Annotated in this window: 11 protein-coding genes; 9 read left to right on the forward strand and 2 right to left on the reverse strand. The window is 61.9% G+C overall.

The genetic code is table 11. The annotated features are described in order from the left end of the window. Positions 1-183: 183 nt before the first annotated feature. Complete coding sequence (locus ACP7C6_RS12800; RefSeq protein WP_028615708.1) at positions 184-1,482, forward strand: serine/threonine protein kinase; 1,299 nt, start codon at positions 184-186, stop codon at positions 1,480-1,482. Beyond that, a complete protein-coding gene (locus ACP7C6_RS12805) occupies positions 1,475-2,263 on the forward strand; it encodes an MlaA family lipoprotein (RefSeq protein WP_122686737.1) in 789 nt (262 codons plus the stop codon). Before ACP7C6_RS12800 ends, ACP7C6_RS12805 begins: the two co-directional genes overlap by 8 nt. A gap of 52 nt (positions 2,264-2,315) precedes the next feature. Here the strand turns inward: ACP7C6_RS12805 and ACP7C6_RS12810 are convergent, their stop codons facing one another. Further along, positions 2,316-3,230: a DUF808 domain-containing protein gene (locus ACP7C6_RS12810; RefSeq protein WP_068935708.1), complete on the reverse strand. Its 915-nt coding sequence runs from the start codon at positions 3,228-3,230 to the stop codon at positions 2,316-2,318. A 134-nt stretch (positions 3,231-3,364) separates the two neighbouring features. Here ACP7C6_RS12810 and ACP7C6_RS12815 point away from each other — a divergent pair, with 134 nt between their 5' ends. After that, positions 3,365-3,970 carry a TetR/AcrR family transcriptional regulator gene (locus tag ACP7C6_RS12815; protein WP_068935710.1) on the forward strand — a complete coding sequence of 202 codons (606 nt, stop codon included), beginning with the start codon at positions 3,365-3,367 and terminating at the stop codon, positions 3,968-3,970. 98 nt (positions 3,971-4,068) lie between these two features. On the opposite strand, the gene ACP7C6_RS12820 is transcribed toward ACP7C6_RS12815, so the two are convergent. Beyond that, positions 4,069-4,509 (reverse strand): GlcG/HbpS family heme-binding protein, encoded by a 441-nt coding sequence (locus ACP7C6_RS12820; RefSeq protein WP_068935712.1) that lies wholly within the window; start codon positions 4,507-4,509, stop codon positions 4,069-4,071. 256 nt (positions 4,510-4,765) lie between these two features. Here ACP7C6_RS12820 and gcl point away from each other — a divergent pair, with 256 nt between their 5' ends. The 6 genes from gcl (at position 4,766) to ACP7C6_RS12850 (ending at position 12,093) form a co-directional block, all read left to right on the forward strand. After that, a complete protein-coding gene (gene gcl, locus ACP7C6_RS12825) occupies positions 4,766-6,541 on the forward strand; it encodes a glyoxylate carboligase (protein ID WP_028615702.1) in 1,776 nt (591 codons plus the stop codon). A gap of 10 nt (positions 6,542-6,551) precedes the next feature. Beyond that, positions 6,552-7,334 (forward strand): hydroxypyruvate isomerase, encoded by a 783-nt coding sequence (hyi, locus tag ACP7C6_RS12830; RefSeq protein ID WP_028615701.1) that lies wholly within the window; start codon positions 6,552-6,554, stop codon positions 7,332-7,334. Beyond that, positions 7,334-8,242: a 2-hydroxy-3-oxopropionate reductase gene (locus ACP7C6_RS12835; protein ID WP_323990650.1), complete on the forward strand. Its 909-nt coding sequence runs from the start codon at positions 7,334-7,336 to the stop codon at positions 8,240-8,242. Before hyi ends, ACP7C6_RS12835 begins: the two co-directional genes overlap by 1 nt. Before the next feature lie 169 nt (positions 8,243-8,411). Beyond that, positions 8,412-9,692, forward strand: a complete 1,281-nt coding sequence (locus ACP7C6_RS12840) for a glycerate kinase type-2 family protein (RefSeq protein ID WP_426108827.1) — start codon at positions 8,412-8,414, stop codon at positions 9,690-9,692. Continuing rightward, entirely contained in the window at positions 9,682-11,097 is a 1,416-nt protein-coding gene (gene pyk, locus ACP7C6_RS12845) for a pyruvate kinase (RefSeq protein WP_016979579.1), read from the forward strand. Before ACP7C6_RS12840 ends, pyk begins: the two co-directional genes overlap by 11 nt. A 120-nt stretch (positions 11,098-11,217) precedes the next feature. After that, entirely contained in the window at positions 11,218-12,093 is an 876-nt protein-coding gene (locus tag ACP7C6_RS12850) for an urea transporter (RefSeq protein WP_028615698.1), read from the forward strand. Positions 12,094-12,113: the final 20 nt, after the last annotated feature.

Here is a 12,113-nt window from a genome sequence, read left to right on the forward strand (position 1 = left end):
AGCAAGGCGCATACACACAATTAGTGTTCACCAAAGCGTGGCAAAGTGTATCGTCTGGCTACTATTACCCCGATTCCGACGTTTTTTTCCGACATTTCGTGCCGCGTGATGGCACTTCGGCGACTGGACGGCGGTCATAGCCTGCGAACTTCATTAAGTACGTTTCCTCCTAGGGATTAAGTCATGCTCCGTTCCTTGCGCTGTGCTGCCTTGCTGGGCAGCCTTTTTCTGAGTGCGTCAGCACTGGCCGTCGACATTGACCAAGCCAGCTATGGCTACCCTTTGACCAACCCGTTTGAAGCCACCATCGCCACCACGCCGCCTGACCTTCGGCCGAAATTGCCGAGCGATGACGAGATCAATCAGTCCGACTACACCCTGAACATGCGCCCCGAGCGCGAATTCAGCCTGCCGGACAACTTTTGGGCGGTGAAGAAACTCACCTACCGCATCGCCAAGCAGGACCGCGCCGCGCCGCTGATCTTCCTGATCGCGGGCACCGGTGCGCGCTTCGACAGCAGCATCAACGAATACCTGAAAAAGCTGTATTACCAGGCCGGCTACCACGTGGTGCAACTGTCGTCGCCCACCAGCTTCGACTTCATCAGTGCCGCCTCGCGCTTCGCCACGCCGGGCATCACCCAGGAAGACGCCGAAGACATGTACCGCGTGATGCAAGCCGTGCGCGCGCAGAACGCTTCGTTGCCAGTGACTGACTTCTACCTCACCGGCTACAGCCTCGGTGCCCTGGATGCAGCGTTCGTCAGCAAGCTCGACGAGACGCGCCGCAGTTTCAACTTCAAGAAAGTCTTGTTGCTGAACCCGCCGGTCAACCTCTACACCTCGATCACCAACCTCGACAAGCTGGTGCAGACCGAGGTGAAAGGCATCAACAACACCACCACCTTCTATGAGCTGGTGCTGAACAAGCTGACCCGCTACTTCCAGCAAAAGGGCTACATCGACCTGAACGACGCCCTGCTCTACGACTTCCAGCAATCCAAGCAGCACCTGACCAACGAACAGATGGCCATGCTGATCGGCACCTCGTTCCGCTTCTCGGCAGCCGACATCGCCTTTACCTCGGACCTGATCAACCGCCGCGGACTGATCATCCCGCCGAAGTACCCGATCACCGAAGGCACCAGCCTCACGCCATTCCTCAAGCGTGCACTGCAGTGCGACTTCGACTGCTACCTCACCGAACAAGTGATCCCAATGTGGCGCGCCCGTTCCGACGGCGGCAGCCTGCTGCAACTGATCGACCAGGTCAGCCTGTATGCCCTCAAGGACTACCTGCACACCAACCCGAAGATCGCCGTCATGCACAACGCCGACGACGTGATCCTCGGCCCTGGCGACCTCGGCTTCCTGCGTAAAACCTTCGGCGATCGCTTGACCGTCTACCCGCTGGGCGGCCATTGCGGCAACCTCAATTACCGCGTCAACGCCGACGCTATGCTGGAGTTCTTCCGTGGCTAAATATCTTCTGCTGCTTGCCGCCCTGATGTGCGCAGGCGTGGCCAATGCCGACAACAGCAAGGCCCACGAGCCAGTCAAAGTCGATTCCGATGGCTTCAAGGAACCGCTGACCAAACTCAAGTTCAACCCCGGCCTGGACCAGCGCGAGTTCGAACGTTCATCGCTCACCGCGCTCAACGTGTACGACCCGTTGGAGTCGTGGAACCGTCGCGTGTACCACTTCAACTACCGCTTCGACCAATGGGTGTTCCTGCCGGTGGTCGACGGCTACCGCTACGTCACCCCGAGTTTCCTGCGCACCGGCGTGAGCAACTTCTTCAACAACCTGGGCGACGTGCCCAACCTGTTGAACAGCCTGCTGCAACTCAAGGGGCATCGCTCCCTGGAAACCACCGGCCGCCTGTTGGTCAACACCACTATCGGCATCGCCGGCCTGTGGGACCCGGCGACCGCCATGGGCCTGCCGCGCCAGAGCGAAGACTTTGGCCAGACCCTGGGCTTCTACGGCGTACCCGGCGGCGCGTATGTGGTGCTGCCGATCTTCGGCCCATCGAACCTGCGCGACACCACCGGCCTGATCGTCGACTACGGTGCCGAAACCCAGATCAACTTCCTCAATGTGTCCGAAGTCAGCTCCAACCACCCGGAAATCTGGGCATTGCGCGCAGTGGACAAGCGTTATCAGACCAGCTTCCGGTATGGCCAGATGAACTCGCCGTTCGAGTACGAGAAGGTGCGCTACATCTATACGGAATCGCGAAAGCTGCAGATTGCCGAGTAAACGCCCACAAAAAAGGCCATTCGATTGAATGGCCTTTTTTATTGTCGCGCGATCAAGCCTTAGCAGTTTTCCAGAGCTTGCCCACCCCGCTGACCACCGCCAAAACCACCGCCCCGGCAATGATCCCCGCCACGCCATTCAGCAGCGTCGGCACCAACCACGCCACCCCGCCTGCGCCCTGGCTGACCGTCTCGATCCAGTGATGCACCACCGGCACGCCGTGGGTGAGAATCCCGCCGCCCACCAGGAACATCGCCGCCGTACCGATTACCGACAGGCTCTTCATCATGTACGGCGCCGCACGCAGGATGGCACCACCGATGCTGCGCGCCGCCTGGCCAGGTTTCTGGGTGAGCCAAAGACCCAGGTCATCCAGCTTGACGATGCCGGCCACCAGCCCGTAGACACCCACGGTCATGACGATGGCAATGCCGGACAGCACGATCACCTGCTGCATCAAGGGCGCATCGGCCACGGTGCCGAGGGTGATGGCGATGATTTCGGCGGAGAGGATGAAGTCGGTACGGATGGCGCCTTTGATCTTATCCTTTTCGAAGGCTACCAAGTCGGTTGCCGGGTCCGAGACGGCCTCGACCAACTGCACATGTTGCGCATGGTCTTCATCTTTGCTGTGCAGGAATTTATGCGCCAGCTTCTCGAACCCTTCGAAACACAGGTAGGCACCGCCGAGCATCAACAACGGCGTCACCGCCCACGGTGCAAACGCGCTGATCAATAAAGCCGCTGGCACCAGGATCAGCTTGTTGACGAAGGAGCCCTTGGCCACCGCCCACACCACGGGAATTTCCCGCTCGGCACGCACGCCGGAAACCTGTTGGGCATTGAGGGCGAGGTCATCACCCAGGACGCCAGCGGTCTTCTTTGCCGCCATTTTTGTCATCAGGGCAACGTCATCGAGTACTGCGGCGATATCGTCGATCAACACCAACAAGCTGCTTCCTGCCATGAATCGCGCTTCCGTAAGAGTGGGATGACGCGAGCATAGCGCGGCGCAAGGCCCGGCGGGCAGATTGTTGAGGCTCGCAGATGGCCGGTGCTACCATGCGCAACCGCCAGTCTTGGCAAGGAAACTCCAGGTTTATGAGCACCATTCGCGAGCGCAACAAAGAAAAGATCCTGCGGGCGGCCAGCGAGGAGTTTGCCGACAAGGGCTTCGCCGCGACCAAAACCAGCGACATCGCCGCCAAGGCCGGGCTGCCCAAGCCCAACGTCTATTACTACTTCAAGTCCAAGGACAACCTCTACCGCGAGGTGCTCGAGAGCATTATCGAGCCGATCCTGGCCGCTTCCACGCCGTTCAACCCGGACGGCGCGCCCAAGGAAGTACTGAGCAACTACATCCGCTCGAAAATCCGTATCTCCCGCGACCTGCCATTTGCCTCCAAGGTCTTTGCCAGCGAAATCATGCACGGCGCCCCGCACCTCAGCGCCGACCAAGTCGAACAGCTCAACGCCCAGGCCAAGCACAACATCGCCTGCATCCAGGACTGGGTAGATCGCGGCCTGATTGCGCCGATTGACCCCAATCACTTGATGTTCAGCATCTGGGCGGCGACGCAGACCTATGCGGATTTCGACTGGCAGATCTCGGCAGTGACCGGGAAGGCCAAGCTGGATGAGGCGGATTACGAGGCGGCGGCGCAGACGATCATCCGGCTGGTGCTCAAAGGCTGCGAGCCGGACTGACCTTGGTAGGAGCCGGCTTGCCGGCGATGAGACTTTCGTATTCTGCGGCGCTCTTTCGAGCGCCATCGCCGGCAAGCCGGCTCCTACAAAGGGTGGTGTCAGGCTGATACGCCGGCGTCTGCCAACAGCCCGATCTCCTCAATCGCCGTGATCGCACACTGCTCATCAATGTCCGACGTATCCCCGCTGATCCCGATCGCCCCCAGCACCGCGCCTTCCTGATTTCGAATCAATACCCCACCCGGCGCAGGCACCACGCTGCCCTGCCCCAAACTGTTCAACGCCGCGATAAACGCCGGTCGCTGCTGCGCGTCCAGTGCCAGCAGGCGCGAGCCCTTGCCAAGGGCAATTGCGCCCCAGGCCTTGCCGATGGCGATTTGCGGGCGCAGCAGGCTGGCGCCGTCTTCGCGTTGCAGGGTGATCAAATGGCCGCCGCTGTCGAGCACGGCGATGGTCAGCGGTGCAGCGCAGATGGTACGCCCTGCACTGAGGGCCTGGCTGGCCAGTTGGGTGGCGAGTTTCAAGGTTAAAGCGCTCATGGTGCCGTCCTTCTTTTGTTATTGGGAAAGCGATGGAGGTCTGAATGATCAGATGCTCGATCAAACAAATAGAACACAATGACTTTTAATTTTGTATACAATATTTTCGCACAAAGGCTCCATACGTCGAAAAAAGCCGTTCCGACGAACGCATAGGCCAGTTTATAAAATGCATTGACCTACGCCGCTCGCCGTGAATACACTTTGTCCAGACACCACTTGTATACAATTACAAAACGCAAGAGGCACCAATATCATGAGCAAAATGAGAGCAATCGAAGCCGCCGTCCTGGTGATGCGTCGCGAAGGTGTGGACACCGCCTTCGGTATCCCAGGCGCCGCGATCAACCCGCTGTATTCGGCCTTGCAGAAAGTGGGTGGCATCGATCACGTCCTTGCTCGCCACGTTGAAGGCGCCTCCCACATGGCCGAGGGTTACACCCGCACCAAGGCCGGCAATATCGGCGTGTGCATCGGTACCTCGGGCCCGGCAGGCACTGACATGGTCACCGGCCTGTACAGCGCGTCGGCCGACTCGATCCCGATCCTGTGCATCACCGGTCAAGCGCCCCGCGCCCGGATGCACAAGGAAGACTTCCAGGCCGTGGACATCACCAGCATCGTCAAGCCGGTGACCAAGTGGGCAACCACCGTCCTGGAACCTGGCCAAGTGCCGTACGCGTTCCAGAAAGCCTTCTATGAAATGCGCTCCGGCCGCCCAGGCCCGGTGTTGATCGACCTGCCGTTCGACGTGCAGATGGCCGAGATCGAATTCGACATCGACGCCTACCAACCCCTGCCCCTCGCCAAGCCGCTGGCAACCCGCGTGCAGGTGGAAAAAGCCCTGGCGCTGCTGGACCAGGCCGAGCGCCCACTGCTGGTCAGCGGTGGTGGCGTAATCAATGCCGACGCCAGCGAGCTGCTGGTTGAATTCGCTGAACTGACCGGCATCCCGGTGATCCCGACCCTGATGGGCTGGGGCACCATTGCGGACGATCACCCACAGATGGTCGGCATGGTCGGTCTGCAGACGTCCCACCGTTATGGCAACGCGACGATGCTCAAGTCGGACGTGGTGCTGGGCATCGGTAACCGTTGGGCCAACCGCCACACCGGTTCGGTCGAGGTGTACACCGAGGGCCGCAAGTTCATTCACGTCGACATCGAGCCGACCCAGATTGGCCGCGTCTTCACCCCGGACCTGGGTATCGTGTCCGACGCCGGTTCCGCGCTGACGATGTTCATTGAAGTGGCCCGCGAGTGGAAAGCCGCCGGCAAGCTCAAGGACCGCAGCGCCTGGCTCAATGACTGCCAGCAACGCAAAGCCACCCTGCACCGCAAGACCCATTTCGACAACGTGCCGGTCAAGCCACAGCGCGTGTATGAAGAAATGAACCAGGTGTTCGGCAAAGACACCTGCTACGTCAGCACCATCGGCCTGTCGCAGATTGCTGGCGCGCAGTTCCTGCACGTGTATAAGCCACGCCACTGGATCAATTGCGGGCAGGCCGGCCCGTTGGGTTGGACCATCCCCGCCGCCCTCGGCGTGGTCAAGGCTGACCCGAGCCGCAAAGTGGTGGCGCTGTCCGGCGACTACGACTTCCAGTTCATGATCGAAGAACTGGCCGTGGGCGCACAGTTCAAGCTGCCGTACATCCACGTGGTGGTGAACAACTCCTACCTCGGCCTGATCCGCCAGGCTCAGCGCGGGTTTGAAATGGACTACTGCGTGCAGCTGTCCTTCGACAACCTCAACGCCCCGGAACTCAATGGCTATGGCGTGGACCACGTGGCCGTTGCCGAAGGCCTGGGTTGCAAGGCCTTGCGTGTGTTCGAGCCGAGCCAGATCGCGCCGGCCCTGCGCCGCGCCGAGGAAATGATCGAAGAATTCAAGGTTCCGGTAATCGTTGAGATTATTCTGGAGCGCGTGACCAATATTTCCATGGGCACCGAGATCAACGCCGTCAACGAATTCGAAGATCTGGCCTTGGTCGGCAACGATGCGCCGACTGCCATTTCCCTGCTCGATTAAGGAGAACCTTATGCCGCGTTTCGCCGCCAACCTGTCCATGCTGTTTACCGAACAGGACTTTCTTGCCCGTTTCAAAGCGGCCGCCGATGCGGGCTTCGAAGGTGTCGAGTACCTGTTCCCCTATGAATTCAGCTCTGCCGAAATCAAGGCGCAACTCGACGCCCACGGCCTGACCCAAGTGCTGTTCAACCTGCCGGCCGGTGACTGGGCCAAGGGCGAACGCGGCCTGGCCTGCCACCCGGACCGGGTCGAAGAATTCCGTGCCGGGGTCAAGCTGGCCATCGCCTACGCCCAGGTGCTGGGCAATACCCAGATCAACTGCCTGGCGGGCATCCGGCCACAAGGCGTTGACGACGAAACCCTGGAAAAAACCTTCGTCGCCAACCTCAAGTACGCCGCTGAAAAACTGCAAGCGGTGGGCATCAAGCTGGTGATGGAAGCGATCAACACCCGAGACATCCCAGGCTTCTACCTGAACAACACGGCGCAAGCCCTGTCGATTCGCGAACAGGTGGGCAGCGCCAACCTGTTCCTGCAGTACGACATCTATCACATGCAAATCATGGAAGGCGACCTGGCCCGCACCATGGCCGCGCACCTGGGTGAGATCAACCACATCCAGCTGGCGGACAACCCAGGGCGCAACGAGCCGGGTACCGGTGAGATCAACTACCGCTTCCTGTTCGAACATTTGGACCGCATCGGCTACACGGGTTGGGTCGGCTGTGAATACAAGCCGTTGACCACCACCGAAGCGGGTTTGGGTTGGTTGAAGACCCACAACGCCATCTAATAAAAGAGGATTCTTTCATGGCTAAAATCGGATTCATCGGCACTGGCATCATGGGCCAACCCATGGCCGCGAACCTGCAGAAAGCAGGTCACCAACTGTTCCTTTCCGAGCACCATGGCAAGGCGCCGCAAGCGCTGATCGACGCAGGCGCCGTGGCCCTGGCCAACCCGCAGCAAGTGGCGCAGGAAGCCGAGTTCATCATTGTGATGGTCCCGGACACCCCGCAGGTCGACGACGTACTGTTCCGCAAAGACGGCGTCGCCGCCGGCCTGTCGCCGAACAAGGTGGTGATCGACATGAGTTCGATCTCTCCCACCGCCACCAAGGCGTTCGCCGCCAAGATCAACGAGACCGGCGCGCAGTACCTGGATGCACCGGTGTCCGGTGGTGAAGTCGGCGCCAAGGCCGGCACCCTGAGCATCATGATCGGTGGCGAGCCGCAGACCTTCGAACGCGCGCTGCCGCTGTTCCAGGCCATGGGCAAGAACATCACGTTGGTGGGCGGCAATGGCGATGGCCAGACCGCCAAGGTCGCCAACCAGATCATCGTCGCGCTGAACATCCAGGCGGTGGCGGAAGCGCTGCTGTTCGCCGCCAAGAACGGCGCCGACCCGGCCAAGGTGCGTGAAGCGCTGATGGGTGGGTTTGCTTCGTCGAAAATCCTCGAAGTGCATGGCGAGCGCATGATCAAGGGCACTTTTGACCCGGGCTTTCGCATCAACCTGCACCAGAAGGACCTCAACCTGGCGTTGGCCGGTGCCAAGGAACTGGGGATCAACCTGCCGAATACCGCCGGTACGCAGCAGGTGTTCAGCACCTGCACGGCGATTGGCGGCGGCAATTGGGACCACTCGGCGCTGATCAAGGGCCTGGAACATATGGCGAATTTCTCGATTCGCGATAAGTAAGTGTTCACTTGAAATGCAATCCAGTGTGGGAGCTGGCTTGCCTGCGATAGCGGTCTTCCAGCTAGAGATTTGCTGCCTGACACACTGCTATCGCAGGCAAGCCAGCTCCCACCTTTAATCCCTATTCCAAGTCTCACCCCTAATAACAAGAATCCCCGGGAGCCCGCTTATGTCGGTCGATCCGCAACATCTGCTTCGCGAGCTGTTTGCCACAGCCATCGACGCCGCCCACCCCCGGCAAGTCCTTGAACCCTACCTGCCCGCCGACCGCAGCGGCCGTGTGATCGTGATCGGTGCCGGCAAAGCCGCCGCCGCCATGGCGCTGGTCGTGGAGAACTGCTGGCAGGGCGAAGTCACCGGCCTGGTCGTCACCCGCTACGGCCACGGCGCGCCGTGCAAGACAATCGAAGTGGTCGAAGCCGCTCACCCAGTACCCGATGCTGCCGGCCTGGCCGTGGCCCAGCGCGTGCTGGCACTGGTCAGCAACCTGACGGAAGACGACCGCGTAATCTTCCTGTTGTCCGGCGGTGGCTCTGCGCTGCTGGCGCTGCCCGCCGAAGGCATCACCCTGGCCGACAAACAGGCCATCAACAAAGCCCTGCTCAAATCCGGCGCGACCATCGGCGAGATGAATTGCGTGCGCAAGCACCTCTCGGCCATCAAGGGAGGCCGATTGGCGAAAGCGGCATGGCCCGCGACGGTCTATACCTACGCGATTTCCGATGTGCCCGGCGACCAAGCCACGGTGATCGCGTCCGGCCCCACGGTCGGCGACCCGAGCACCTCGCAACAAGCCCTGGCGATTCTCAAGCGCTACCACATCGACGCCCCCGCCTCGGTGCGCAGCTGGTTGCAGAACCCGGCCTCGGAAACCGTCAAGCCCGGCGACCCGGTGCTCGCCCGCAGCCACTTCCAACTGATCGCACGTCCCCAGCAATCCCTCGAAGCGGTGGCGGTAAAAGTCCGCCAGGCCGGGTTCAGCCCGTTGATCCTCGGCGACCTCGAAGGCGAAGCGCGGGACGTGGCCAAGGTACACGCCGGCATCGCCCGACAGATCGTGCAGCACGGCCAGCCGCTGGCGGCGCCGTGCGTAATCCTCTCCGGCGGCGAAACCACGGTGACCGTGCGCGGCAATGGCCGTGGCGGGCGCAATGCGGAATTCCTGTTGAGCCTCACCGACAGCCTCAAGGGCCTGCCCGGCGTGTACGCCCTGGCCGGTGACACCGACGGTATCGACGGCTCGGAAGACAACGCCGGCGCGATCATGACGCCGTGCAGCTATTCGCGCGCCGAAGCCCTCGGACTGTCGGCCAGCGATGAGTTGGATAACAACAACGGCTACGGCTATTTCGCCGCCCTCGACGGTTTGATCATCACCGAGCCCACGCGCACCAACGTCAACGACTTCCGCGCCATCCTGATCCTTGAGACTGCCAAACATGACGCCTGACAAGAAGGTCAAAATCCTCGCCACCCTGGGCCCCGCCACCGACGGTATCGACGACATTCGCGAGCTGGTGGAAGCCGGGGTGAACATCTTCCGGCTCAATTTCAGCCACGGCGACCACGCCGACCATGCCCAGCGCTACCAATGGATTCGCCAGGTCGAGCGCCAGCTGAATTATCCGCTGGGCATCCTCATGGACCTGCAAGGGCCGAAACTGCGCGTCGGACGCTTTGCCGAGGGCAAGGTGCAACTGGTGCGCGGCCAGGCATTGCGCCTGGACCTGGACGAAACACCGGGCGACCAGCGGCGGGTCAACCTGCCTCACCCGGAAATCATCGCGGCGCTGGAGCCCGGCATGGACCTGCTGCTGGACGACGGCAAATTGCGCCTGCGGGTGATCACCAAACATGCCGACGCCATCGACACCACCGTGCTGAATGGCGGCGAATTGTCGGACCGCAAAGGCGTGAACGTCCCACAAGCACTGCTGGAACTGAGCCCACTGACCGCCAAGGATCGGCGCGACCTGAGCTTCGGCCTGGAACTGGGTGTGGACTGGGTGGCGCTGTCGTTCGTGCAGCGCCCGGAAGACATTCGCGAAGCCCGCGAGCTGATCGGCGACAAGGCGTTCCTCATGGCCAAGATCGAGAAACCCTCGGCCGTGCAGCGCCTGCAGGAAATCGCCGAACTGAGCGACGCGATCATGGTTGCAAGAGGCGACCTGGGCGTTGAAGTGCCCGCCGAGAGCGTGCCGCAGATCCAGAAGGACATCATCAGCACCTGCCGCCAACTGGGTAAACCGGTGGTGGTGGCGACGCAGATGCTGGAGTCGATGCGCTTCTCGCCTGCACCAACCCGTGCCGAAGTCACCGATGTCGCCAATGCCGTGGCCGAAGGCGCGGACGCGGTGATGCTGTCGGCGGAAACCGCCTCCGGCGAATACCCGCTGGAAGCCGTGCAGATGATGAGCAAGATCATCCGCCAGGTGGAAAACGGCCCGGATTACCAGGCGCAACTGGATGTCAGCCGACCGAAGGCGGATGCCACGGTATCGGACGCCATCAGCTGCGCGATCCGCCGTATCAGCAGCATCCTGCCGGTAGCGGTGCTGGTGAACTACAGCGAGTCGGGCAGCTCCAGCCTGCGCGCGGCGCGGGAACGGCCGGTAGCGCCGATCCTCAACCTCACGCCCAACCTCTCCACGGCGCGGCGGTTGAGCGTGGCCTGGGGCGTGCATTCGGTGGTCAATGATCGGCTGCGCCAGGTGGATGAGGTGTGTTCCACCGCGCTGGAGATTGCCCAGGCACAGGGGATGGCGGAGCGTGGGGATACGTTGGTGATTACCGCCGGAGTGCCGTTTGGGCAGCCGGGGTCGACGAACTCTTTGCGTATAGAGACATTGATCTAGCGCCTGTTCGGGCCCCATCGCGGGCAAGCCCGGCTCCCACATTTTGATCTGCGAACACAGTCAAATGTGGGAGCTGGTTTGCCTGCGATGGGGGCAACTCAGTCTCACTGACTAACCACCATGCACAACCCCACCTGCCCCGACTGGGCCGAAGCGCTGCTCAACGGCTTCAGCCAGATCTTCCTGCAACGCCAGCCGCTGTGCGGCCTGCTGTGCCTGCTGGCGATCCTGATCGGCGCGCCGACCTTGCTCGGCGGCGCCTTGTTGGGTGGCGTCGCGGGCTTGCTCACGGCCCAGCGCCGGGGCTATCCCAAGGCCGAGCGCCAGGCCGGGTTGTATAGCTACAACGGCGTGCTGCTGGGCTTGTTGATCAGCCAGCACTTCGCCTGGTCGGCATTGCTGCCGCCGCTGATCCTGGCGGGCGGCGGCTTGAGTGCGATCCTCACGCGGCAATGGTTGAAGCACGCCAGCCAGCCGGATGACTTGCCGGCCTATACCGCGCCGTTTGTCCTGCTCGGCTGGTTGCTGATAGGCACAGTGCCTGACAGCACCTTTAGCCTGAGCGAACCCGACACCCTGGCCGCGCTCACCGCGCCCTTCACCGGGCTGGCGCAAATCATGCTGCTGAACCAGCCAGTGGCCGGTGCCTTGATTGCACTGGGCCTGTGGCTGGCCAACCGCCGCGCCGCCGTATGGGCCTTGGTCGGCTCCACCGCCGGCGTGCTGATAGCGCTGTGGCTGCAAGAACCCGCCAGCGCCCTGCTCGGCCTGCACAGCTACAACCCGGCATTGGCGGCGCTGGCCCTGAGCCAGGTGCGTCGCCACCCCTGGTTGCCGCTGCTCGGCATCCTGCTGGCGATCCTTCTCACCCCAGGCTTCGCCGCCCTGCACCTGCCGGCATTGACCGCACCGTTCATCCTCGCCTGCTGGCTGGTGCGCGCAGGCGGTCGCGTGCTTCAGAAACCCCGCATGGACAGGCCCTTCGAATCCCCCTAGGCTTGCTCGAACTTCGTTTC

The organism is Pseudomonas sp. TWR1-1-4 (genome assembly GCF_049897165.1).
GTDB classification, from domain to species: Bacteria; Pseudomonadota; Gammaproteobacteria; order Pseudomonadales; family Pseudomonadaceae; genus Aquipseudomonas; species Aquipseudomonas canadensis.